A 22,059-nucleotide genomic window follows, 5' to 3' on the forward strand; every position below is an offset into this window, starting at 1 on the left:
TGGTTTCAAGGGCTCCTGGCGGGGAAACCAGGAAGCCGAAAATGACCAAACACATGATCGAAGCCGGTAAACCGGCGACCAAGCTCAAATCGGAAGCGCTCGCGGTGCTCCTGGAGCGCGGTCTCGTGCACCAGTGCACGGATGTGGAAGCGCTGGACCAAACGCTTTCCGAAGGACTGGTCACCGCATATGCCGGGTTTGATGCCACCGCCGCCAGTCTCCATGTCGGGCACCTGATGCCGCTGATGACCATGCGCTGGCTGCAAAAGCTCGGCCATCGCCCCATTGTCGTCCTTGGTGGCGGGACCAGCCAGATCGGTGATCCGAGCTTCAGGAATGATGCAAGGCCACTTCTGGAAGAACGACAGATTTCCGCCAATATCGCAACCATTCGCCGGTCGGTCGAAAGGCTTGTCGACATGGACGGTCCCGATGGTGCCTTGCTGGTCGACAACGCGGAGTGGCTCAACGAATTCCGCTTCCTGGAATTTCTCCGCGACTATGGTTCCCAGTTCACTGTCAACCGCATGATGACGTTTGACAGTGTCAAGTCGCGCCTTGATGCGCAGATGCCGCTGACCGTGCTTGAATTCTGTTACATGATGCTGCAGGCGGTGGACTTCCTGGAATTGGCCAAGCGCCACGACTGCGTGTTGCAAGTCGGCGGATCCGATCAGTGGGGCAACATCGTCAACGGTGTCGAACTCGGCCGACGTGACGGCCGCAAGCTGCACGGCCTCACGGTTCCTCTGCTGACGACTGCAAGCGGGGCCAAGATGGGCAAGACAGCCGCCGGTGCTGTCTGGCTGCATCCCGAACATCTGTCACCGTTCGGCTTCTGGCAGTTCTGGCGCAATACGGCGGATGCCGATGTCGGCAAGTTCCTCCGCCTTTTCACGGAATTGCCGATCAAGGAAGTCGAAAGATTGTCCGAATTGCAGGGTGTGGAGCTGAATGAAGCCAAGAAGATCCTTGCGACCCAGGTAACAACCATCGTTCACGGACCAGAGGAAGCGCGTGCAGCCTTGCAACAGGGAGATGCCTTGTTCTCCGGCGGCGATGACCTTCTCGAACCGACCCACAAGCTGCCGCTTGAACGCCTGGCCGAAGGTCTGGGACTTCTCGAGCTCGTCGTCGCAATCGGATTTGCGGCATCCAATGGCGAAGCCCGGCGTCTGGTGGAAGGGGGTGGTGTACGGCTCAACAACCGGATCATCGAGGACCCGCGCCGCCGGATCGGCACCGGTGACCTGAAAGCAAACGATCGGCTCGCCGTTTCGGTTGGAAGGCGCCGTAAGGCGTTGGTCGGGTTCGAGTGATGGTGTCGGCCTAAGCGGGTTCGTTGTCAGATACGAATTCGCTGGGCTCGATCGATCCTTCGTAGCCGAAAACCTTCCCGATCAACGGGAAACTGACGTTGCCGGAAAACCTGTAGCGGCCATCAACAACACGTTCGCGGCCGATAGCCTTCAGGGCAAGAAATGACGGGATTTTCACGGGTCCGAGAAAGACGAATTCCGGGGACAGGTCGAGGCCGGCCGGGCTCGCCGTCACACGCATTTTGAACAAGAACGGCCCAAGGCGTTCAAGCATGCAGGGAAACGGTTCGCCTTTGCCGGCCATCATGTCCGTTTCAAATGGTTGGCCGTCAAATCGGCGCGTCCAGCGCTCACCGCCATCGATTTCGACAAAGGATGTTTCTATCTGGACATTTTCGCGCGCCATTGGCAGGGAAGCCAAACAACAAATGAGATTTGCTACCGGCGATCGACCGCGAGTGACATTTGCGGTACCGATCGCACGTCTTGCGAAGGTGTGCATGTCGCGAATTTGTATCGGAATTTGCTCGAAGCTCTGACCCAGAATTGTCTGGTACAAGTTGCGAGGCATCGCAATTCCTATGGTGTTCGGGGCGCTTTTTGAATCTGAAAGACTGAACATTCAATTAAAAATTGCACATTCGTGAACTTGCGTGATGATTAACGAAGTCCGTTTGATGGAAAGACAAAAAGCCGGGTACAAGACCCGGCTTTCAAGAGAGAGTGTCTATTTTAAACTCACCGGGTCTTTTGCGCGAAACTGCTCAACGGGCAGTCCACCGATCCCCCAGCTCTCCATCTCGACTTCATCGATCACCACGAACGTCGTCATCGGGTTCTTGTCGAGAACCTCGACAAGCAGATCGGTCGCGCCCTTTATGAGCCTGGCTTTCTGCTCCGATGTAACGCCTTCGCGGGTCACCTGGATATTGACATAGGGCATGGCTACGCGGCTCCTTCGGCTTGTGCATTCATCTGGAAGATCTTTGCCATGATCCGCCAGCGCCCGTCTTCACGGACGAAAGTCAGGAAATCGACATAGGCCTTGCCTGCCATGGTGCAGCGAACCCGGGCAAAGGCCGTGTTGTCACCTGCGAACTGGATCTCCTCGATGACATCGTTGCGAGCCTCTCCACGCGAGGCGGGTGACACCCGGGCCGCGACCACGGGAACATACTCGTCCATGGTCCGGTGCAGCAGGGGAGACTCGTCTGCGGTCGCATAAACCGCCTTGGGATGAAACACCTTCTGCAGCAGATCCGTATCGCAGTGATAAAGCGCATCGAAATAGTCGGTGATCACATCGGTCAGTTCCTCGATCGGGCCGGTCATGCGGCAAGCCCTTCCTCTTGCAGGGTTTTGCGAGTTGATGGCCGAGCGGCGATACGCGCAACATAGGCCTTCGTTTCCGGCCAGGTATCCAGGGAAACCCCGATGAAGTTGGTCCAGTTCAATATGACGAATGCGTAGGCATCGGCGACGGAGAACGCATCTGCGATCAAGTAGGATTGTCCTTGCGCAAGCAGGTCATTGAACTGACCCAGCTTGGCATCCAGCGTGGACCGGATGGCTGCTTGTTCGGCCTCCGTGAAGGTCTTGCCGGAAAAGTAGGGGCTGAAGGCCTTGTGCAATTCGGAAGACAGGAAACTCAGGAGTTCAAGCTGCCGGAAACGAAGCAATGGCTGGTCGTTGAATTCAGGTGCAAGCTCTGGAAACTGTTCGCCGATCCAGTGCAGGATCGCGACATTTTCCGTCAGGACCGCGCCGTCATCCAGCCTCAGGGCAGGCACGTATCCGCGAGGATTCGTCGTCAGGTAAGATACACCGGTTTCTGTCGTGCCTTGTTCGGTATCCACCTTCTCCAGCAGATAGGGGGCACCGGCTTCGTTCAGAAGGATATGTGCCGCCATGGAACAGGCGCCGGGCTTGTAAAACAACTTCATCGTTTCGCTCCATTACTGAATGTTGATGACGGGAAGGTGTTTGCTAAGGTCACTGTTGACAAGTAGGTAACTGATGGTAACTATGTTTTTCGAGTTACCCGGGAGAAACCTGATTTCTGCGGAGTTACAGGCAATATGACACTGAAAATGCGCAAGAACCGAAGCCCGCAGCCGCCGGAACCGTGTCTGCTGACGGAATGCATGCAAGTGATTGCAGGTGCCTGGGCGCCCAATGTCATCTGGAGCCTGAGAGCCGGACCACGCCGTTTCAACGAGCTGAAGGCAGACATTCCGCCCGTATCATCGAAGGTTCTTTCCGCGCGGCTGTCCGAGCTTGAAGAGCGCGGTGTGCTTTTGCGTCATGTGCGCCCGACGTCGCCTCCGTCGGTCGAATACGAGTTGACCGGACTGGGGGAAGAACTGATCCCGGCTCTGGAAGCGATCGTCGAGGTCGGGCACAAACTGAAGCAGCTGCGTGGGTATGAAGTTGCCTCTGAAGCTGCTGAATAGTTTAGAAAAATTGCATTGAAAGACCATTCATGGAGACAAAGACCTTTGTTCTCGTTCACGGCGTCTGGCACGGCGGCTGGTGCTGGTCGCGGGTTGCGAACCTGTTGAGGGCGCGGGGCCACCGCGTCACGGCACCAACTCAGACCGGCCTCGGAGAACGGTCGCATTTGCTGTCGCCGGATATCACAATCCAGACCTTCGTTGACGATATCGTCCAGCATCTTCGCTTCGAGAACCTCAAGAATGTTGTTCTGGTCGGTCACAGCTTTGGCGGTATCCCGATCACCGGTGTTGCGGATGTCGTTCCTGACCGGATTGCCAAGCTGATCTATCTCGATGCCATCATGTTGGATGCAGGTGAAACATGGCTTGGTCTGCTGCCGGAAGACATGGCCAGAGACCGCACCGAATTGGCCGGGAAAACCAGCGGCGGTCTCACTCTGCCACCGGCGCCGGCAGAGAGCTTCGGTGTTTCCCGCTCAGAAGACGTTTCATTTGTCGAGCCGCGTCTGACGCCTCATCCGTTTCGAACCTTTACGACCGCGCTCGACTTGAAAAGCCCGGTCGGCAACAGCCTGCCAGCCGACTACATCCACTGCACTGACCCGCCTTACCGGCCGGCCATCGTCGCCCTGGACCGTGCCAGAAAACTTGGATGGCCCATCGAGGAGATCGCAAGCGGGCACGACGCCATGGTGACCGAACCTTTGGCACTTGCCGATCTGTTGGAAGGACTCGGCTGAGCCAGCGCAAAGGTTAAAAAAGAAAAGCCCGCCTCCGAGAGGGAGGCGGGAGTTAAGTGCTATCGCGGGGAACACGAAGTTCGCTTCTGCTTGTCAGCCTGCTTATACCTGCAGGCGGGATCTGATTTCCTTGCGAAGCTCATCGATTGGTGACTTGGCTGAACCTTCCCTGGTGTGCCAGAACGTCCAACCGTTACAGGCTTCCTGCCCCTGTACGAGGGCACCGACCTTGTGGATCGAACCGGTATGGTCGCCCGATTTCAGGGAACCGTCGGCCCGCACGATTGCAATATGCTTGCCTTTCGAACAGGTAAGTTCGGCACCCGGTGAAAGCAGGCCGTTTTCCAGCAACGTTCCGAACGGGATACGTTTCAGGGCTCGCTTGCCTTGCTGCATTTCCAGCGCTTCACCGTCACCCGCTTCGATGGCTTCGATACGGGCGGTCGCGGCATCGATATAGTCCTGCTCACGCTCGACACCAACGAAGTTGCGGCCCAGCTTTTTGGCGACCGCGCCGGTGGTTCCGGTACCGAAGAACGGGTCAAGCACCACGTCTCCCGGTCTGGAAGAGGCTGTAAGGACCCGGTAAAGCAGCGCTTCCGGCTTCTGTGTCGGATGCACCTTCTGACCGGTTCCGTCTTTCAACCGCTCCGTTCCGGTACAAAGCGGCAGATGCCAGTCGGAGCGCATCTGCAGATCGTCGTTGAACGTCTTCAATGCGTCGTAGTTGAAGGTCGGTTTTGCATCCTTGGATTTCACCGCCCAGATCATGGTTTCGTGGGCATTGGTGAACCGCTTGCCACGGAAGTTGGGCATCGGGTTGGATTTCAGCCAGACGATGTCGTTCATGATCCAGAAGCCGAGATCCTGCAGGATCGCGCCAACACGGAAAATGTTGTGATAGGAGCCGATCACGTAAAGCGACCCGTCCGGCTTCATTACCCGGCGCGCGGCCAGCAGCCACGATCTGGTAAAGGCGTCATAGGCCTCGAAGCTGTCGAACTGGTCCCAGTGGTCGTCACAGGCGTCCACCTTCGACTGATCCGGCCTGTGCAGATCGCCGCCCAACTGGAGATTGTAGGGCGGATCCGCAAAGACCAGGTCCACGGAACGGGACGGCAGTTTCTCAAGGGCGGACACGCAGTCGCCCTTCAGGATCTTGTTCATCCAGGAAGCGGATGCTTCCTTGTTTTCATTGGGGTGGGGTGTCGCTAAGGACACCCCGGTACGCAGTACACTCATTGCGACGCATTACCTCACGCAATTTCGAGTGTCATGGTTACCGGGTTTGGTAAATCAGCGGTTAAGTCGGAAAAAGAAAAATTCCCTTTGAATCAAGGCTTTGTTTACAATCGTAAAAGCTGAATGAGAAGTTAATGACTTGTGCCGACCGAAAAGGCCAGAATTCTGCTGATTTCGTTGAAACTGCGACCGGAAGTTGTCTTCCAATCGTTAAAGGCAACCTGAATTTCCTTCAGGTTTTTTTTCGACATGCGGTCATTCTCAATGACATTTTCACGGATCAGGGCGTTAACCACGTCTCCAGGCAGGATGAAACTTTCCTTTCCCATGAATCGCAGCGCGAGCTGACCCGTTGTTCCGCCGAGGCGGCTGCCACGTTTTTTCATGAGCTCCATCAGACCAATCTGATCGGTCACCGGGTAGCGCGAGAAAAAGCGTGCGGCACTGCCATGTTCTATGGCCAGCTCCTTGAGGAACACCGCATTGTCCTGAACGGCCTTGATCTTGGCACCATTGCGTACGATCCGGGTATCCTTGAGCAGAGCCTCGAAGGCTTCATCAGGCAGAAAGGAGAGGCGGGCGACATCAAATCCCTGGAAAGCCTCTTCGAACCCCGGCCATTTCTGCTCGATGACCTTCCAGCTGAAGCCGGCCTGGAAGACGCATTTTGTAAACATGGCAAGCCAGCGATCGTCGCCGATTTTGTCGAGTTCGGCTTCGGACTTGGGCAGATTGTGCTCGCCAAGAAGTGCCGCGAGCTTTTCGGCTCCGCCCTTTTTCTGTGCGGCGAGTGCTTCGATCTCTTCAAGGGAACGCATGTGTCATGTCTCCGTTAAGTCTTTCCCGCCTTTTGTGTCTACCGGATTCCTGACGGAGTTCACACTCGCAGAAGCAGCCGCAGCAAGACAAGAAAGAATTGATGCCAACACCCGTCCGGACAGGCAGTTCAGTTGTGGCTTACCGGCCCCCTATATCCCTTGACCGCTCGAACCTGCGCAGCGCAAGGGAAAGCGTGATGGTCATCATCAGGTAGATCAGTGCGACGACATTGTAGGTTTCGAAGTAGCGGAAGGACCCGGCGGCGTAGACCTTGCCAAGCTGGGTGATGTCGGCGACGCCGAGAACGGAAACCAGGGAACTGTCCTTGATCATGGCAACAAAGTCGTTACCGAGCGGCGGCAGGATCGTCTTGAGAGCCTGGGGAAAGATGATCAGGCGGAACCGAAGCCACCTGTTCATGCCAAGCGCTTCCGCCGCCTCGATCTGGCCCTTGTCGACAGCCTGGATCCCGGCGCGGAAAACTTCAGCGATAAATGCGGAGTATCCGATCATAAGGGCAACGATGGCGCGCCAGAGCAGGGGAAAGTCGCGGGTGCGCATCGTGCCGGTACCTAGCGGTTCCAGAACGGCATTGATGGCGGCGACTATCAGCGGCGTGCCGACAAAGGCGATATAGAGCAACAAGACGATGATCGGCAGACCACGCACAACCTCGACGTAAAACCTCGCACTTTGGCGCAGGACGATCGAGCCGGAGAGCGAGGCAAGTGCCAGCAGCAGGCCGATGACCGACGCCAGGAAAAACGCGACAAGCGTCACGAAAATGGTCAGTCCGACACCTCGGGAAACCGTCGTCATGACTTGCGTGTAAATTTCGTCGGTTCCGATCTGAAACAGGAGAAATACCGCGATGGCGCTGGCGGCAACGAGCCAATAAGGAAAATCCTGTTGCGGGGATACCGTTGAAGTCTTTTTTCGGAACATGTCGGTGTCTTGTGTCGTTCGCTGGGTCGGGACGCCTCGCCGTCAGGCAAGGATACGTAACTGCGAAAAGAAAGTGGCCGGTGCCGGGAGCTGTCCCGATACCGGCCACGTGGCAGCTTGTCTACCCGTCCGGAGACGGGTCGGAACCTGCTATTGGGCGGCCTTGTAGTCGAAAAACCATTTCTTGTTCAGTGCATCAAGCGTGCCGTCTTCGCGCATGCTGGCAATCGCTGCATTGAACGGTGCGATCAGTTCGGAACCCTTGGGGAAGATGAAACCGAAATCCTCCGTACCCATCGGATCGCCGATCAGTTTGAACGTGTCCGGGTTTGCGTTGACGTAACCCTGGCCACCGGTGCTGTCAGTTAGAACCAGATCAACGTCACCTGTCTTGAGTGCCTGCACGGCAGCCCCGAATGTTTCGAAGAGCTTGATGCGCTGATTGTTTTCATCGCCGTCGAGAACTTCGTAAACTGTGACGTAGAAGGGGGTCGTACCCGGTTGCGCGCCGGCCAGGAAATCGTTGTTGGCCCCAAAACCCTTGGGATCCGTGAAACGGTCCTCGTCGGCACGTACCAGCATGAACATTTCCGAACGCATGTAGGGGTCGGAAAAAGCAACTTTTTCGGCCCGGTCTTCGCGGATGGTGATGCCGTTCATGGCCAGATCGTATTCACCGGCCGACACTGCGGGGATCATGGCATCCCAGCTGACATTCTCGTATTCGACATTCATGTTCAGCCGCTTGGCGATCTCTGCGACTGCCTCGTATTCCCAGCCGCCGGCCTGACCGGTCTTGGGATCCACGAACTGAAGCGGCGGGTAGGTGTTCTCCGAAGCAATGACAACATCCCTGCCACCAAGATCGGGGAGATCGGCCGCAACCGCTGCAATACCGGTCCCAAGCAATGAGGATACAGCAACCGCAAGGTTCAAGAGGATACGTTTCATGGGAAGCTCCTGGTCAGAATTTGCAAGGATAGTATCGGCATTAGGTGTATCGGAAAAGACCGTTCCTGAACGCACCAGGTTCCAAGATTGCGGGATCGTGTCAGTCGTTTGAAACCTGATCGGTTTTGGGGCCGGCGTTTTGAGTGACGTCATGCCGCGTGCTGCTTTTGGCCGTCGAAAAGTCGGGTGCAGAAATTTTCTCTCTGTGAAAAAAAATTCAAAAAACTCCCGTTGGATCTATTGACCCGGGCGCTGCAAGGCGGGACTGTGCCCTCATAACAACAATAAGGAGACAGTTATGTCCAATTTGATCAATGGCGATATTCCAACGGGAAAACGGCGCGTCAGGCTTGCGCCGTCCCATCCGCTTGAAGTTTTTACAGACGCGGAAAAAGCGGTCGATCGTCTGATTGAAATCTTCGAAGCGAACACGGCTTTTTTGCGTTCGCACTTCAACGATCTTCTCGAGGGCCAGGAATTTGACGAGAGGGTGAGGGCTTTTTATCCGCAAGTCAGGATCGTGACAGACAGTCATGTCCGCCTGGACAGCCGCCTGTCCTACGGTTTCGTGTCGGGTCCGGGGACGCACGCTTCCACGATCACGCGCCCGGATCTCTTCCGTAACTATCTGCATAGCCAGCTGTCGCTTCTCATGAAGAACCACGACGTGCCGATTCTTGTCGGCGATAGCAAGATGCCCATCCCGCTTCATTTTGCATTCTATGACGGGACCCATGTGGAGGGGGGGGCTGCGGCCGCCAATCTGACCCGGCCGCTGGCCGATATCTTCGATCTGCCGGATCTGACCGTGATGGACGATTCCATTGCCAACGGGACCTATGAACCCGTTGACGGTATTATGCCTCTGGCTTCGTTTACCGCCCCGCGCGTCGACTATTCTCTGCACAGGTTGCAGCATTATACCGCGACAGCCGCGGAGCATTTCCAGAACTATGTGCTCTTCACCAACTATCAGTTCTATATCGATGAATTTTGCCGCATGTCGCATGAACTCCTGGCAGACCCGGAAAGTGGCTACGAAGCCTTCGTGGCGCCGGGCAACCTGATCACGCAATCCGGCGAGACCGAACCCTCCTGTGGCACGGAACTTTCCAAGTTGCCCCAGATGCCTGCCTACCACCTGAAAAGGGCGGATGGCAGCGGCATCACCATGGTCAATATCGGCGTCGGTCCGTCGAATGCCAAGACGATCACCGATCATGTCGCGGTGCTCCGGCCGCATGTCTGGTTGATGCTCGGTCATTGCGCCGGCCTCAGGAACAGCCAGACACTCGGAGACTATGTGCTGGCGCACGGGTATGTCCGTGACGACAATGTCCTGGACCAGGATCTGCCGACCTGGGTCCCGATCCCGCCATTGGCCGAAGTTCAGGTCGCATTGGAGGACGCCGTTGCGGAAGTTACCGGCATCGACGGCTATGACCTGAAGAAATTGATGCGGACCGGAACAGTGGTGTCCCTCGACAACCGGAACTGGGAACTGTGGGACCAGTCAGAACTGGTCAAGCGTTTTTCCCAGTCCAGAGCGATCGCGCTTGATATGGAGTCAGCCACGATCGCCGCCAACGGTTTCCGATTCCGCGTCCCGTATGGCACATTGCTTTGCATTTCCGACAAGCCGCTTCATGGCGAATTGAAACTGCCCGGCATGGCAACGGACTTTTATAAGCGTCAGGTCGCCCAACACCTTCAGATCGGCATCAGGTCCGTGGAAAAGATGCGTAACATGACTGCGGAAAGGCTGCATTCCCGAAAACTCCGGAGCTTTGCGGAAACTGCGTTCCAGTAAACTGCCTGTGGTTGTTCAGCTGTCTTCCGAAGGTGATTTGTTGGCGAGACATGAGTCCGCGGAAGGCTAAAAAAAAGCGCGGCCCTGAGCCGCGCTTGATAACCTGCCTATGAAGAAAACGGCTTATTCAGCTTCATCTGCCGGCGCCGCATTCAGCATGCCGTAGCGCTCCTCACCGATTTTTCCGAGAAGTTCCAGCTGTGTTTCGAGGAAATCGATGTGCCCTTCCTCGTCGGCCAGAAGCTCTTCGAACAGGCCCATGGATACATAGTCACCTTCATCGCGGCAGATGTCGCGCGACGTCTTGTAAGATGCGCGGGCGTCGTATTCGCCTGCAAGATCGGATTCCAGAACTTCCTTGACGTTCTGGCCGATGCGCAGTGGTGCAACCTTCTGCATGTTCGGGTGACCTTCCAGGAAAATGATCCTGTCGGTCAGCTTGTCCGCATGCTGCATTTCCTCGATCGATTCCTCGCGCTCTTTTTTCGCAAGGCGCGTGAAACCCCAGTCGCTCAAAAGGCGGTAGTGCAGCCAGTACTGGTTGATCGCGCCGAGTTCCAGAAACAGTGCTTCGTTCAGGCGCTCGATGACTTTTTCACTTCCCTTCATGGCAACCTCTCCTTGGAGCCTAAAATGCGATAGTTTAGAATTATTCTAGAAAGTCTTTTTAGAATAGTTCTACATTGTGTGTCCAGCGCTAGTTCACAAAAGTACGAACTTTTTTCAATGCGTTTTCTTCCAGCCAACGGTGCATTTTACAATGCCAGCCAACCGCTATCGAGCGCTCTCGACAAACTTACCACCAAAAAAAAGCGCGGCCTCCTGGGAGGCCGCGCGGACAGAGGGTACATGATGGGGCCGATGTGTACCCGTCTGAGATGTCAGGACTTCGGCAGGATGACCGCGTCGATCACGTGGATGACACCGTTGGAAGTCTCAATATCGGCTGTCACAACCTTCGCACCGTCAACCTTGACACCGTCGGTTGCGTCCACGGAGATCTTGTCGCCCTGAACAGAAGCAACTTCAGCTTTCTTGCCTGCGATATCAGAAGACATCACTTTGCCCGGGACGACGTGATAGGTCAGGATCGCAACAAGCTGGTCCTTGTTTTCTGGCTTCAAAAGGTTCTCGACTGTACCTTCCGGCAGCGCCGCGAAAGCTTCGTCCGTTGGCGCGAATACGGTGAAGGGACCTTCGCCTTTCAGGGTGTCGACCAATCCTGCAGCCTGGACTGCAGCAACGAGGGTGTTGAACGAACCGGCGCCGACTGCCGTGTCAACAATGTCCTTTTCACCGGCTTTTGCAACGGAAAGCGGCACGACGAGAAGAAGTGCAAAGACGAGGTTCTGTATCAGTTTCATGACTAACTCCCGAAAATAGGTCACAGGCAAGGGTTTAACGCCTTGGAAAAAGACCTTTTCCAAGTCAAATCAAGATGTTGCTTGAGTGCCTGTGTCGCCGGTTCTACGCTTGGTACTTCGGAACGGATGAGGAAAAAATGATCCCGGATTTATACGCTCCGGCAAGTGATCCAACCGCACTGCTTTCGCGTGGTGGATGATTTGAACGTGATCAACCGCTGAAGGAGAAGTCTGATGCTGTTCACCATGCCGAACCTCGGCGCACGCTATACGCTTCTCTATTTCCTGCCCGCACCTGGCGCAGGTGGCCTCACAGTCAAAAAGGGTCAGGTTGCCGCCGATGTCCTGGATAAATTCCCGGCCGGCCACTGGACTGTGACGGCGGTCGTTCTTGTGTTGAGGTTCTGACTGTCCTGTTGGTCTGTCGCCTCGACAAGGCTTGTTTCGGCCAGGACAACCAAGATGCGGAGGCGCATGCCATCCGTATCGGCAACACGGCACAAGCGCCGGCGACCATAAAAACATGCACTCAAAACGCGGTTGCCGAGATTGATCTCCAGACCGCCGTCTTCGCTCCCTTCTTGAACCGTATTTCATGTTTGAAGTCTTTGTTGCTTGGTCCGGGGTTTGACGTCTGAAAGCGAATTGTTAGTATCCGCCAAGGCACTGCCCTGAACAGCGATGAACGGCCTTGACGACCGGCACCGTCCGGAGCAAACGCGCAGCTCGCATCTGAAACAGAGGGATGCCATGCCTTCCGAACAATTCAACTCGCTCCGTCTCGGCCGCATCGCCGCAATGCTGCCTGTCAGTGACATCGAAAGATCATATCAGGTCTACAAAGAGGTCTTCGGATTCGAAAAGGTTTTTGAAAACGGTGACCCTGTCGGTTTCATGATATTGCAGAAGGATGAAGCAGAGCTGCATCTCACGCTTCAAAAAAACCACAAGGCGGCCACCTTCAACGTGGCGCATATGCTTGTCTCCGACGCGACCGAAACCTATCAAAGGTGCCAGGATCATGGACTGCGCATCATCAAGCGGCTTCAGGACAAGAACTATGGCCTGCGCGCGTTCGTCTTTGCTGATCCTGATGGCAACAGGATCGACGTGGGGGAACCAATCTCCCCGCCGTGAAGCCGTGAAGTCTCCACTTAGTCGAGCGCTGCTGACAGTACTTTCCGCATCACTGTCGGCAGCGCTTCCTCGTCGAGAGCAGCGGGTGGAGACCACCATGTACCTTCGACCATACGAAGGATGTCCTGCGGCGCGTATGCCCGCAAGACCGTGAGCCGCAGATGAAAATGCGTGAACGTGTGTTTCACCACACCGGTGCATATTCGCCACTCGGACGGGAAGGGGACATGTTCCTGCGCGCCCGAAACGTCGAACGCTTCCGACCAGTCCGTGCCGGGAACCTCCGTCATGCCGCCTAGCAACCCCTTTGGCGGCCGGCGGCGCAAAAGGATAGCTCCGCTCTCCCGGTCGACGGCAACGAATGCAGCTCCATACCGGGTCGGCTTTTCTTTCCTTGGTGCCTTTCTGGGCAGTGCTTCGGCCAAGCTGGAATTCTGAACCTTGCAATCGCTCATCCAGGGGCAAAGTCCGCACGCTGGTCGCTTCGGCGTGCAGATCGTGGCTCCGAGGTCCATCACCGCCTGCGCAAAGTCGCCCGGCCGGTCGTGTGGCGTGAGCGTCGCCATCACGTCCCTGATTTGGCTCTTTGCCTCGGGCAATGGAGTCTCAATCTGTGTCAGCCGTGTCAGCACCCGCTCGACATTGCCGTCGACAACCGCCGCATGCCGGTCGAAGGCGATTGTCGCGATGGCGGCTGCCGTATATGGACCGATCCCGGGCAACTTCAGCAACGCATCTTCTGCTTCCGGAAACCGGCCGCCGTGATCCCGGGCAACGGTGTCTGCGCATTTTTTCAAATTCCGTGCGCGTGAATAGTACCCCAGACCTGCCCAGGCCTTCATGACGTCTTCTTCATCGGCGGCGGCAAGGTCCTCAACGCTCGGCCAGGCATTGGTGAATTTTTCGAAGTAGTCCTTCACCGCCGCGACCGTGGTCTGCTGCAACATCACTTCGGACAGCCAGATCCGGTAAGGGTCGGGGATTTCGCCAAGTTTCCTGTCTTCCGGGGAAACGCGCCACGGTAATCGCCTGGCGTGCCTGTCGTACCACTTCAGAAGCGATTGGTTTAGGGAAGCAGACCGCATGAGGATTAACGTGTACTCGCAGGTGAATTTGTGCATGCTATCTTGGATAGCCTGGGGACAACTTGGGTAGATTTGACTGCCTGGTGGGTGTCCATAAAGTAATCGTCGTCTTTTTGGCGTATTCTATTGGGACACGACATCATATTTCGTGAATCGTGCTCAATCGGTGCAATTTGGCGATCCGGATGAGGAAGTAGGTCATCAACGTGGCAAAGGCAATTACGCAGCACAAGCCGAAAGAGGCGAAAATGCTTGCCGACCTCGTCGGCAAGGCGATGACGCCTGCGTGCCGCAAGCGGGGATTTGCCTCTGTCGACATTGTCACCGCCTGGCCCGATATCGTCGGAGAGCGCTATGGCACCCGGGTTCTGCCCGACAAGCTGATCTGGCCGCGGCAGCCCGAACTGAGCGATCCGGAAAAACCGCCGCAGCCTGCGACACTGGTGGTTCATACCGATGGTGCCACTGCCATGATGCTCTCCCATGACAGCGCCCAGGTGATCGAGCGGATAAACACATTCTATGGCTGGGCGGCGATCGGCCGCATCAAGATCCTGCAGAAACCGGTGAGGACTAAGCAGGCTGAGCAGCCTAAACCTCTGCGGTCTCTCACGGAGCGGGAAGAGGAGAAGCTCGACAAAAGCCTGGAAGGCGTCGAGAACGACCGTTTGCGGGAAGCTTTGAAAAAGCTCGGTGCCCAGGTGATCGCAAAAGGCACGGACGAGGCAGCTTGACAAGTTACATATGCCGGGGTGTTCGCAAGCGATAACAACGCAATAACATCATCGTGAAAGAAACAGTTGAGGAGTCCTCTATCCTGCCACATTTGATAAGCGTTGTTGACGCCGGCTGCCCGAAGGGGCAAATGAAGCAACAGAATCTGCACCACCGCGTGCAGTGCGTAGAAACAGTGACAGGACGACCCTCGTGACCCAGACCCGCAGACAGTTTCTCAAGACCACGGCTTTGACGGCCGCAGCGTTCAGTGTTGCAGCAAGCATTCCGGCGCTTGCGCAGTCGGTCGATCCGGACAAGCTGAACGTACCGGGTCCGCTGGGTGACAAGGTTCTGGGTGAAGAAACCGCACCGGTCACGATTATCGAATATGCGTCCATGACCTGTGGACATTGTGCAAACTTCCACGAACGCACCTGGAAGCCGCTCAAGGAACAGTACATCGACACGGGCAAGGTCCGCTTCGTTTTCCGTGAGTTTCCGCTGGATCCGGTTGCGGCTGCCGCCTTCATGCTGGCCCGCTGCGCACCGGCTGAAAATTATTTCGAGATTGTGGATACAATGTTTGAAAACCAGCGCGCCTGGGCATTTACCGACAATCCGTACCAATCCCTGCTCGATTTTTCCAAACAGATCGGATTTACACAGGAGTCCTTCGAGGAATGCTTGACAAACCAGGGTCTGCTCGACGCAGTTAATGCAGTGAGAGATCGTGCTGCGAACGAGTTCGGCGTGAACTCTACGCCGACATTCTTCATCAACGGCGCCAAGCACTCAGGGGCGATGTCGATTGACGAGATGGGCAAGATCATCGAGGAAAACCTTTAATCCGGCGGATTTTTCGCCGGGCGATGACGATTGCCTGAACCTGACTTTGCCTTGTTCGGCGCTCGCCTCCCGGAGGTTTGAGCGCCGATGAAATTTTCCAAACTGCGAATCGTGGGCTTCAAGTCCTTTGTCGAACCGATGGAATTCATCATCGGCGACGGGCTGACCGGTGTCGTCGGCCCCAATGGTTGCGGAAAATCTAATCTCGTCGAGGCCCTGCGCTGGGTCATGGGCGAAAACTCCTACAAGAACATGCGCGCGTCCGGCATGGACGATGTGATCTTCTCCGGCAGTCTCAACCGTCCGGCGCGGAACACCGCGGAAGTCACGCTCTTTCTCGACAATCCGGACCGCACGGCGCCGACGGCGTTCAATGACGCGGACCTCTTGGAGGTGAGCCGCCGGATCGAGCGGGAGCAGGGATCCAACTACAAGATAAACGCCAAGGATGTCCGCGCGCGCGATGTCCAGCTGCTGTTTGCCGATGCTTCCACTGGTGCACGCTCGCCTGCGATGGTGCGGCAAGGCCAGATCGGCGAGCTGATCGCCGCCAAGCCGACATCCAGACGTCAGATCCTCGAGGAAGCTGCCGGAATTTCCGGCCTTCATTCCCGGCGGCACGAGGCCGAGATCCGTTTGCGCGCAGCCGAGCAAAATCTGGAGCGGCTGGAGGATGTTCTGGTTCAGATCGATGGCCAGCTCGATAACTTGAAGCGCCAGTCGCGACAAGCCTCGCGCTACAGGAACCTGTCATCTGAAATCCGCGCGGCGGAAGCTTCCATACTCTTTATCCGCTGGACAGAATCCCGGAATGCCCTGTCAGTGGCCGAAAACCAGTTCGCCGAAGCGCAGAAGCAGGTCAATGAGGCGACCGCCCTTCAGGCGGAAAGCGCACGCGTTCAGGCGATCGCAGCACACAAGCTGCCGGAGTTGAGAGACGAAGCCGTAAAGGCTGCGGCAGCCCTGCAACGGCTTGTCATTGTGCGCAACGAACTTGATGCCGAGGAGCGCCGTGTAAAGGAGCGGTTGCAGGATCTGGAGCGGCGACTGGTTCAACTTGCCGAAGACATCAGGCGTGAGCAGGCAATGGTGTCTGAAAACGATGAGGTTCTCGAACGCCTGTCTGAAGAGCGCGCGGAACTGCTTGAAGAAAACGAAATGGTACAGGAGCGCACCGATTCTGCCCGCGAAAGCGTTTCGGAGGCGGAGGAGACTGTTCGTGCCAACGAGACCAGGCTGTCGGATCTGACAGCGGCGGAAGCCCGCGCCAGTGCAGAGCGCCGTCAATTGGAGCGCGCGGTGGCAGAGACACGCCAGCGCGCCGAACGCCTTGTGGCCCAGGCACAGGAAGCTCAACAGGCTCTGGACGCACTGAATAGTCAATTGGCGGAGAACGATGGTGTTTCTGAAAACCGCGAGGCGCTGGAACTTGCCGAAGAAACTCTTCTGGAGGCCGAGGCAGCTGCGGAAGAAGCGGAACATGCAACCCGTGAGGCCCGGGAACAGGAGCAGTCTGCTAGAGGACCGCTGAGTGATGCGCAACAGGCGTTACAGGGCCTGGAAACGGAAGCCCGAACCCTCGATCAGGTTCTGAATGTGCACTCCGATCAGGACTTTACACCGGTCGTTGAGCAGGTTCAGGTAGAACAGGGATTTGAAACCGCGCTGGGCGCCGCGCTTGGCGAAGACCTGGATGCATCGCTCGAAGAAACCGCCGCGGTCAAATGGGGGACCCCACTGCCCGGAGACAGAGATCCGGTTTTGCCCTCCGGTATCCGTTCTCTGGCTGACGTAGTCGTGGCTCCGGCGGAACTTGCGCGCCGATTGCGCCAGGTCGGCATCGTGGACCAGCACGAGGGGCCTGCCCGTCGCGCTGAACTCCTTCCGGGACAAAGACTGGTCTCGAGAGATGGCGATCTCTGGCGCTGGGATGGTTTTTTGGTCGCCGCCAATGCACCGACACCGGCGGCGCAAAGACTGGCCCAGAAAAATCGTCTTGCCGAACTTGCCGATGAAATAGATACCGCTCGAGGTGAGCTTGAGGGCCGGCAGCAGGATCTGGAAACCGCCGCGACACGCGTGCGCCAGAGTGTTGAACTGGAACAGTCCGCACGCGGCAAGGTGCGGGATGGACAACGCAAGGCGGCTGCCGCCCGCGAGGCACTCGTAACTGCGGAACGTTCGATATCCCAGCTGGCGGCGAAAAAGGCTGCTGCACAAGACCGGTCAGAACGCATTGCAGAAGAAGCGGAGCTTGCGCGCGAACAGGTTGTCGAGGCGGACGAGCGTCTCGCCGATGCCCCCGAGAGCGCGAACTACCAGGAAGAGATCTCGGACCTCCAGGAAGAGGTCGCTGCGGCACGCGGCGCCCTGGCCGAAGCGCGCGCCGTCTCTGAGGGGCTTGCACGCGAGCAGCAAATGCGCGACCGGCGGCTGGAAGCGATCGCGCGCGAATATGACAGCTGGAAAACCAGGGCGTCCAACGCGGCGCGGCAGATCACCGTGCTGACCGAACGCCGGGAAGAGGCTGAAGAGGAACGGGCCGAACTGATCGAGGCGCCCGAAGACATCGAGATCAAGCGACGGCAACTGTTTTCAGCGATATCGAAGGCCGAGGACGAAAAGAAGACGCGCGACGACCAGTTGCAGCAGGCAGAACTGGACCTTTCGGAAGTCGATCGTGCGGCCAGGGCGGCAATGGAAGCCTTGGCGGGGGCACGTGAGCAGAAGATCCGGGCGGAGGAACGCTTCGAGGCCTCGAAGGAACGCAAAGGCAACCTGGAACGCAGGATTGACGAGGATCTGGAAGTCCCCGTTACGGCACTCCCCGAGATTGCCGGGCTGAAAGAAGGCGCACCATTACCGGATCCGGCTGCCACCGAACGAAAGCTGGAGCGGCTCAAGGCGGAACGTGAGCGCCTTGGCGGGGTTAACCTGCGCGCCGAAGAAGAATTGAAGGAAATCGACGAGCAGAAGACCACGCTGACATCTGAACGGGACGATCTGATCGAAGCGATTCGGCGCCTTCGCACCGGCATTTCAAACCTCAACCGAGAAGCCCGAGAACGCCTTCTTGCATCCTTCGAAGTCGTCAACGGCCATTTCCAGCGCCTGTTCACGCATCTTTTTGGTGGCGGGACTGCTGAACTTCAGCTGGTTGATTCAGACGACCCGCTCGATGCCGGGCTGGAGATCATTGCCAGGCCACCGGGAAAGAAACCGCAAACGATGACACTGCTGTCCGGCGGCGAACAGGCCTTGACCGCAATGTCGCTGATCTTTGCGGTTTTCTTGACCAATCCTGCTCCGATCTGTGTTCTCGACGAGGTCGACGCCCCGCTGGATGATGCCAATGTCGAGCGTTACTGCGACCTGCTGGACGAGATGATCGCCAGCACGGAAACCCGGTTTGTCGTGATCACGCACAATCCGATTACCATGGCGCGCATGAACCGGCTTTTCGGGGTGACCATGGCCGAGCGCGGTGTTTCACAGCTTGTTTCGGTCGACCTTGAGACGGCGGAACGATTCCGGGAAACCGCCTGATGGAACCCCTGGCGGCTGCGTCACTTCGAAGCCAGCGTACAACTTAGGTCTCGTAAATTTTGTTAGAAAGAAAAAAGACTAATTATTTCAATAAGATAATTATTGTTTAAGGCTCCTTGACACGGCCATAGGCGCCGACTATGGTGCGCGCGGCTTACGGGGCATTCCTGTTATTTGATCTGACATGTCGGCGCACTGGGGACAGAAGAACATGTCTTCGGAAGACGGCGAAAATCACGATCGAAACGGCGATGTTTCGCAAGCGGGTCTGTCGAAACGGCGGGCTCAATTGAACCGGAAGCTTGAAGATCAGCACGCAGTCGATGAAAAGGCCGCGCGCAAATCTGAAAGCAACTCCTCCGGATATGCTCAGGCGATGAAGATCTCATCCGAATTCATCGCGGGTGTTCTGGTAGGAGCCGGGATAGGTTGGGTTGCCGACCAGTGGCTGGGGACGACGCCATTCGGCCTCATTATTTTCCTGCTGCTGGGTTTTGCGGCCGGTGTCCTGAATGTGTTGCGTTCGGCCGGGGCGGTCGAACAGCCGCAAGTGGGGTTGCGCCGGGACAAAGACGTTCGCAAAGACGGATCGGACTAGAAATTGTAGCGCCTTGAGGCGCTGTGAGAATGAACGAGCGAAGAAGGCTGGCCGGTGGCGAACGATCCGATTTCACAGTTCCAGATCCAGAAGATCTTTCCGATTGAAGTCGGAGGCATGGATTTCTCATTTACCAACTCTTCCCTGTTCATGGTCTTGACCGTGGCGGCTACCTCCGCATTTCTGATCTTCTCGACCAGCGGTCGCGGCCTTGTGCCGAGCCGGGTGCAGTCGGTTTCGGAAATGATGTACGAATTCATTGCGGGCACGCTTCGAGATGCGGCCGGGACGGACGGGATGCGATTCTTCCCGCTCGTGTTTTCTCTCTTCATGTTCGTGCTTGTCGCAAACCTGTTCGGGATGTTCCCGTATTTCTTCACGATCACCAGCCATATCATTGTCACCTTTGCACTGGCGATGTTGGTTATTCTGACCGTTATCTTCTACGGCTTCATGCGGCACGGAATGAGTTTCCTCAAGCTGTTCATACCAAGCGGTGTGCCAGCTGCGCTGATCCCGCTTGTGACCATGATCGAGGTTATCTCGTTCCTGTCCCGCCCGATCAGCCTGTCCGTACGTCTGTTCGCCAACATGCTGGCGGGTCACATCACCTTGAAAGTATTTTCCGGCTTTGTCGTCAGTCTCGGTGCGATGGGTGCGGTAGGTATCTTCGGAGCGGTTCTGCCGCTCGCGATGACGGTCGCCCTGACGGCGCTCGAATTCCTGGTCGCGTTCCTGCAGGCCTACGTCTTCGCCGTTCTGACCTGCATGTATCTGAACGACGCCATTCATCCTTCCCACTAAGGGTCATCCAATCACACGGCCGGCAGGGCCGTAAGTGAGCAATCTGCAAACACATCTAGGAGCACGTGTCATGGAAGCAGAAGCAGCAAAATACATCGGTGCGGGTATCGCATGCCTCGGCATGGGCGGCGCAGGCATCGGCCTCGGCACCATCTTCGGTAACTACCTCGCAGGCGCTCTGCGCAACCCGTCCGCAGCTGACGGCCAGTTCGGCCGCCTGATCTTCGGCTTCGCCGTGACGGAAGCTCTGGGCATCTTCTCACTTCTGATCGCCTTCCTCATCCTGTTCGCTTAATCGCTCACAAGCAGCGAATTTCGATGCGACTCCGGTGGCGGCGCCCTGACGGCGCCGCCTGACCGGATCTAGGAGAGTGGAAATGGCAGGCGAAACACAATCGACCACTGAAGGCATAGAAGTGCCGCCCGCAGAACATGGCGTGGGCTTCCCGCCGTTCGACGCGACAACGTTTGCGTCGCAGCTGCTGTGGCTCGCCATCACCTTCGGCGTCTTCTACTGGATCATGAAAAACGTGGCGATGCCGCGGATCGCTGGGATCCTTGAAGACCGCAAGGACCGGATCGCCGGTGATCTTTCCGAGGCCAACCGCCTGAAAGACGAAACCGATGCAGCGATCGCAGCTTACGAGCAGGCACTGGCCGAAGCCCGTAACAAGGCTCACAGCATTGCTCACGACACGCGTGCCAAGCTGAAGGCTGATCACGAAGCTCGCCGCGAAAAGGCGGAAGCCGAGCTGAACGAGAAGCTGCAGGCCGCTGAAACGCAGATCGCCGGTATCAAGACCGAGGCACTGTCCCAGATCGGCGAAATTGCCGGAGACACCACGTCAGCGCTCGTTGAGCAGCTGATCGGCAAGGCTCCGACAAAGACCGACCTGACCAAGGCGCTGAAGTCGGCGTTGAACTGAGGAGACCATCATGGATGCAACATTTTGGGCCCTGATCGGTCTCATCCTCTTCTTCGCCCTGATCATCTATCTCAAGGTTCCGGGCAAGATTGGCGGTTCGCTCGACGACCGCGCGGATGGTATCCGCAAGGAACTGGAAGAAGCGCGCAAGATGCGTGAAGAAGCCCAGGCCCTCCTGTCGGAATACCAGCGCAAGCGCCATGAAGCGGAAGGCGAAGCAGAAGCGATCATCGCGGAAGCCAACGCCGAAGCTGAGCGTCTGACGGTAGAAACCAACCAGGCACTGGAAGAGATGATCGAGCGCCGTACCAAGGCCGCGGAAACCAAGATCGCCCAGGCGGAAACACAGGCAATTGCCGAAGTCCGCGCAAAGGCAGCGGATGTCGCGGTTGCCGCCGCCGAGGAAATCCTGGCTTCCAAGGTCAAGGACAAGGTCGCTGACGATATTCTTGCCAAAAGCATCGATCAGGTCAAAGAACGTTTGAACTGATCACGGTTCTGATTGCCTGAATTCAGAAAAGCGGCCTCCGGGCCGCTTTTTTGTTTCTGTGCCATTGCCGTGTGCGGGACAAAGATCTTCAGGCGGATGCTTCCAACTCGATGGCTCGTGCTGAATCGGCAAGTGTTGCCGTGGTGATCTCCGCGGAGAAGGATTTGATCTGCACGAGCGGACGGAAATCCGTTTACCGGGCATATATGAAAACAATCGCCGCAGAACGCATGTCATTGCGTGCGGAAACGAAGCGACAAGTGC

25 protein-coding genes are annotated in these 22,059 nt (G+C 56.9%); 14 read left to right on the plus strand and 11 right to left on the minus strand.

The features are described from left to right. The first annotated feature begins 41 nt into the window (after positions 1-41). Positions 42-1,319, plus strand: a complete 1,278-nt coding sequence (gene tyrS / locus ACO6TI_RS12585; protein WP_422385032.1) for a tyrosine--tRNA ligase — start codon at positions 42-44, stop codon at positions 1,317-1,319. 10 nt (positions 1,320-1,329) lie between these two features. Here tyrS and ACO6TI_RS12590 read toward each other — a convergent pair whose 3' ends face one another. The 4 genes from ACO6TI_RS12590 to ACO6TI_RS12605 form a co-directional block, all read right to left on the minus strand. Next, positions 1,330-1,890 carry a DUF4166 domain-containing protein gene (locus ACO6TI_RS12590; RefSeq protein ID WP_422385033.1) on the minus strand — a complete coding sequence of 187 codons (561 nt, stop codon included), beginning with the start codon at positions 1,888-1,890 and terminating at the stop codon, positions 1,330-1,332. Positions 1,891-2,046: 156 nt separating this feature from the next. Continuing rightward, the gene (locus ACO6TI_RS12595; RefSeq protein ID WP_422385034.1) at positions 2,047-2,262 is read right to left on the minus strand and encodes a tautomerase family protein; all 216 of its coding nucleotides are present in this window, start codon (positions 2,260-2,262) and stop codon (positions 2,047-2,049) included. 2 nt (positions 2,263-2,264) lie between these two features. Beyond that, complete coding sequence (locus tag ACO6TI_RS12600; protein WP_108874649.1) at positions 2,265-2,651, minus strand: nuclear transport factor 2 family protein; 387 nt, start codon at positions 2,649-2,651, stop codon at positions 2,265-2,267. Continuing rightward, complete coding sequence (locus ACO6TI_RS12605; RefSeq protein ID WP_422385035.1) at positions 2,648-3,262, minus strand: glutathione binding-like protein; 615 nt, start codon at positions 3,260-3,262, stop codon at positions 2,648-2,650. The genes ACO6TI_RS12600 and ACO6TI_RS12605 overlap by 4 nt, the downstream gene beginning before the upstream one ends. A gap of 135 nt (positions 3,263-3,397) precedes the next feature. On the opposite strand from ACO6TI_RS12605, the gene ACO6TI_RS12610 reads away from it, so the two are divergent. Further along, entirely contained in the window at positions 3,398-3,772 is a 375-nt protein-coding gene (locus ACO6TI_RS12610; RefSeq protein ID WP_029063759.1) for a winged helix-turn-helix transcriptional regulator, read from the plus strand. 29 nt (positions 3,773-3,801) lie between these two features. Beyond that, positions 3,802-4,515, plus strand: coding sequence for an alpha/beta fold hydrolase (locus ACO6TI_RS12615; protein WP_409855235.1), 714 nt, complete (start codon positions 3,802-3,804; stop codon positions 4,513-4,515). A gap of 102 nt (positions 4,516-4,617) precedes the next feature. On the opposite strand, the gene ACO6TI_RS12620 is transcribed toward ACO6TI_RS12615, so the two are convergent. The 4 genes from ACO6TI_RS12620 to ACO6TI_RS12635 form a co-directional block, all read right to left on the minus strand. Then, positions 4,618-5,757 carry a site-specific DNA-methyltransferase gene (locus tag ACO6TI_RS12620; RefSeq protein WP_209003519.1) on the minus strand — a complete coding sequence of 380 codons (1,140 nt, stop codon included), beginning with the start codon at positions 5,755-5,757 and terminating at the stop codon, positions 4,618-4,620. 131 nt (positions 5,758-5,888) lie between these two features. Further along, positions 5,889-6,575, minus strand: coding sequence for a DNA-3-methyladenine glycosylase I (locus ACO6TI_RS12625; RefSeq protein WP_196897977.1), 687 nt, complete (start codon positions 6,573-6,575; stop codon positions 5,889-5,891). A 139-nt stretch (positions 6,576-6,714) separates the two neighbouring features. Then, a complete protein-coding gene (locus ACO6TI_RS12630; RefSeq protein WP_104702191.1) occupies positions 6,715-7,521 on the minus strand; it encodes an ABC transporter permease subunit in 807 nt (268 codons plus the stop codon). 150 nt (positions 7,522-7,671) lie between these two features. After that, a complete protein-coding gene (locus ACO6TI_RS12635; RefSeq protein ID WP_055112591.1) occupies positions 7,672-8,472 on the minus strand; it encodes a transporter substrate-binding domain-containing protein in 801 nt (266 codons plus the stop codon). Between the two features lie 298 nt (positions 8,473-8,770). Between ACO6TI_RS12635 and ACO6TI_RS12640 the strand changes: the two genes are divergently transcribed. Beyond that, the gene (locus ACO6TI_RS12640; protein ID WP_055111211.1) at positions 8,771-10,282 is read left to right on the plus strand and encodes an AMP nucleosidase; all 1,512 of its coding nucleotides are present in this window, start codon (positions 8,771-8,773) and stop codon (positions 10,280-10,282) included. A gap of 123 nt (positions 10,283-10,405) precedes the next feature. Here the strand turns inward: ACO6TI_RS12640 and bfr are convergent, their stop codons facing one another. Together bfr and ACO6TI_RS12650 are read right to left on the minus strand one after the other, a co-directional pair. Next, positions 10,406-10,891, minus strand: coding sequence for a bacterioferritin (gene bfr, locus ACO6TI_RS12645; protein WP_055111213.1), 486 nt, complete (start codon positions 10,889-10,891; stop codon positions 10,406-10,408). Positions 10,892-11,163: 272 nt separating this feature from the next. Then, the gene (locus ACO6TI_RS12650; protein WP_104702190.1) at positions 11,164-11,646 is read right to left on the minus strand and encodes a fasciclin domain-containing protein; all 483 of its coding nucleotides are present in this window, start codon (positions 11,644-11,646) and stop codon (positions 11,164-11,166) included. Positions 11,647-11,880: 234 nt separating this feature from the next. On the opposite strand from ACO6TI_RS12650, the gene ACO6TI_RS12655 reads away from it, so the two are divergent. Both ACO6TI_RS12655 and ACO6TI_RS12660 read left to right on the plus strand, forming a co-directional pair. Next, positions 11,881-12,054 (plus strand): hypothetical protein, encoded by a 174-nt coding sequence (locus ACO6TI_RS12655; protein ID WP_196999110.1) that lies wholly within the window; start codon positions 11,881-11,883, stop codon positions 12,052-12,054. 342 nt (positions 12,055-12,396) lie between these two features. Further along, the gene (locus tag ACO6TI_RS12660) at positions 12,397-12,783 is read left to right on the plus strand and encodes a VOC family protein (protein ID WP_104702398.1); all 387 of its coding nucleotides are present in this window, start codon (positions 12,397-12,399) and stop codon (positions 12,781-12,783) included. Positions 12,784-12,800: 17 nt separating this feature from the next. Here ACO6TI_RS12660 and mutY read toward each other — a convergent pair whose 3' ends face one another. Beyond that, positions 12,801-13,868 (minus strand): A/G-specific adenine glycosylase, encoded by a 1,068-nt coding sequence (gene mutY / locus ACO6TI_RS12665; RefSeq protein ID WP_422385036.1) that lies wholly within the window; start codon positions 13,866-13,868, stop codon positions 12,801-12,803. A gap of 206 nt (positions 13,869-14,074) precedes the next feature. Here mutY and ACO6TI_RS12670 point away from each other — a divergent pair, with 206 nt between their 5' ends. The 8 genes from ACO6TI_RS12670 to ACO6TI_RS12705 all read left to right on the plus strand — a co-directional run bounded on the left by ACO6TI_RS12670 (position 14,075) and on the right by ACO6TI_RS12705 (position 21,795). Continuing rightward, entirely contained in the window at positions 14,075-14,602 is a 528-nt protein-coding gene (locus ACO6TI_RS12670) for a DUF721 domain-containing protein (protein WP_208992514.1), read from the plus strand. 193 nt (positions 14,603-14,795) lie between these two features. Beyond that, the gene (locus tag ACO6TI_RS12675) at positions 14,796-15,431 is read left to right on the plus strand and encodes a DsbA family protein (RefSeq protein WP_108874788.1); all 636 of its coding nucleotides are present in this window, start codon (positions 14,796-14,798) and stop codon (positions 15,429-15,431) included. Between the two features lie 87 nt (positions 15,432-15,518). Next, on the plus strand, positions 15,519-18,977 hold the full coding sequence (gene smc, locus ACO6TI_RS12680; protein WP_422385037.1) for a chromosome segregation protein SMC: 3,459 nt from the start codon (positions 15,519-15,521) through the stop codon (positions 18,975-18,977). Positions 18,978-19,188: 211 nt separating this feature from the next. Further along, complete coding sequence (locus ACO6TI_RS12685; protein WP_055112601.1) at positions 19,189-19,575, plus strand: AtpZ/AtpI family protein; 387 nt, start codon at positions 19,189-19,191, stop codon at positions 19,573-19,575. Between the two features lie 54 nt (positions 19,576-19,629). After that, positions 19,630-20,379, plus strand: coding sequence for a F0F1 ATP synthase subunit A (locus ACO6TI_RS12690; RefSeq protein ID WP_029063775.1), 750 nt, complete (start codon positions 19,630-19,632; stop codon positions 20,377-20,379). Positions 20,380-20,449: 70 nt separating this feature from the next. Beyond that, positions 20,450-20,674, plus strand: a complete 225-nt coding sequence (locus ACO6TI_RS12695) for a F0F1 ATP synthase subunit C (RefSeq protein WP_055111220.1) — start codon at positions 20,450-20,452, stop codon at positions 20,672-20,674. An 82-nt stretch (positions 20,675-20,756) separates the two neighbouring features. Further along, positions 20,757-21,305: a F0F1 ATP synthase subunit B gene (locus ACO6TI_RS12700; RefSeq protein WP_055111222.1), complete on the plus strand. Its 549-nt coding sequence runs from the start codon at positions 20,757-20,759 to the stop codon at positions 21,303-21,305. 10 nt (positions 21,306-21,315) lie between these two features. Beyond that, positions 21,316-21,795: a F0F1 ATP synthase subunit B gene (locus ACO6TI_RS12705; protein ID WP_422385038.1), complete on the plus strand. Its 480-nt coding sequence runs from the start codon at positions 21,316-21,318 to the stop codon at positions 21,793-21,795. Positions 21,796-22,059 lie beyond the last annotated feature (264 nt).

It is taken from the genome of Roseibium album (genome assembly GCF_965233825.1).
Classification (GTDB): Bacteria; Pseudomonadota; Alphaproteobacteria; order Rhizobiales; family Stappiaceae; genus Roseibium; species Roseibium album.

What these genes read in the sequence shown, in the direction of transcription:
- tyrS (WP_422385032.1), top strand. Translation starts at nt 42, where the DNA reads ATGACCAAACACATGATCGAAGCCGGTAAACCGGCGACCAAGCTCAAA.
- ACO6TI_RS12590 (WP_422385033.1), bottom strand. Translation starts at nt 1,890, where the DNA reads ATGCCTCGCAACTTGTACCAGACAATTCTGGGTCAGAGCTTCGAGCAA.
- ACO6TI_RS12595 (WP_422385034.1), bottom strand. Translation starts at nt 2,262, where the DNA reads ATGCCCTATGTCAATATCCAGGTGACCCGCGAAGGCGTTACATCGGAG.
- ACO6TI_RS12600 (WP_108874649.1), bottom strand. Translation starts at nt 2,651, where the DNA reads ATGACCGGCCCGATCGAGGAACTGACCGATGTGATCACCGACTATTTC.
- ACO6TI_RS12605 (WP_422385035.1), bottom strand. Translation starts at nt 3,262, where the DNA reads ATGAAGTTGTTTTACAAGCCCGGCGCCTGTTCCATGGCGGCACATATC.
- ACO6TI_RS12610 (WP_029063759.1), top strand. Translation starts at nt 3,398, where the DNA reads ATGACACTGAAAATGCGCAAGAACCGAAGCCCGCAGCCGCCGGAACCG.
- ACO6TI_RS12615 (WP_409855235.1), top strand. Translation starts at nt 3,802, where the DNA reads ATGGAGACAAAGACCTTTGTTCTCGTTCACGGCGTCTGGCACGGCGGC.
- ACO6TI_RS12620 (WP_209003519.1), bottom strand. Translation starts at nt 5,757, where the DNA reads ATGAGTGTACTGCGTACCGGGGTGTCCTTAGCGACACCCCACCCCAAT.
- ACO6TI_RS12625 (WP_196897977.1), bottom strand. Translation starts at nt 6,575, where the DNA reads ATGCGTTCCCTTGAAGAGATCGAAGCACTCGCCGCACAGAAAAAGGGC.
- ACO6TI_RS12630 (WP_104702191.1), bottom strand. Translation starts at nt 7,521, where the DNA reads ATGTTCCGAAAAAAGACTTCAACGGTATCCCCGCAACAGGATTTTCCT.
- ACO6TI_RS12635 (WP_055112591.1), bottom strand. Translation starts at nt 8,472, where the DNA reads ATGAAACGTATCCTCTTGAACCTTGCGGTTGCTGTATCCTCATTGCTT.
- ACO6TI_RS12640 (WP_055111211.1), top strand. Translation starts at nt 8,771, where the DNA reads ATGTCCAATTTGATCAATGGCGATATTCCAACGGGAAAACGGCGCGTC.
- bfr (WP_055111213.1), bottom strand. Translation starts at nt 10,891, where the DNA reads ATGAAGGGAAGTGAAAAAGTCATCGAGCGCCTGAACGAAGCACTGTTT.
- ACO6TI_RS12650 (WP_104702190.1), bottom strand. Translation starts at nt 11,646, where the DNA reads ATGAAACTGATACAGAACCTCGTCTTTGCACTTCTTCTCGTCGTGCCG.
- ACO6TI_RS12655 (WP_196999110.1), top strand. Translation starts at nt 11,881, where the DNA reads ATGCTGTTCACCATGCCGAACCTCGGCGCACGCTATACGCTTCTCTAT.
- ACO6TI_RS12660 (WP_104702398.1), top strand. Translation starts at nt 12,397, where the DNA reads ATGCCTTCCGAACAATTCAACTCGCTCCGTCTCGGCCGCATCGCCGCA.
- mutY (WP_422385036.1), bottom strand. Translation starts at nt 13,868, where the DNA reads ATGCGGTCTGCTTCCCTAAACCAATCGCTTCTGAAGTGGTACGACAGG.
- smc (WP_422385037.1), top strand. Translation starts at nt 15,519, where the DNA reads ATGAAATTTTCCAAACTGCGAATCGTGGGCTTCAAGTCCTTTGTCGAA.
- ACO6TI_RS12685 (WP_055112601.1), top strand. Translation starts at nt 19,189, where the DNA reads ATGTCTTCGGAAGACGGCGAAAATCACGATCGAAACGGCGATGTTTCG.
- ACO6TI_RS12695 (WP_055111220.1), top strand. Translation starts at nt 20,450, where the DNA reads ATGGAAGCAGAAGCAGCAAAATACATCGGTGCGGGTATCGCATGCCTC.
- ACO6TI_RS12700 (WP_055111222.1), top strand. Translation starts at nt 20,757, where the DNA reads ATGGCAGGCGAAACACAATCGACCACTGAAGGCATAGAAGTGCCGCCC.
- ACO6TI_RS12705 (WP_422385038.1), top strand. Translation starts at nt 21,316, where the DNA reads ATGGATGCAACATTTTGGGCCCTGATCGGTCTCATCCTCTTCTTCGCC.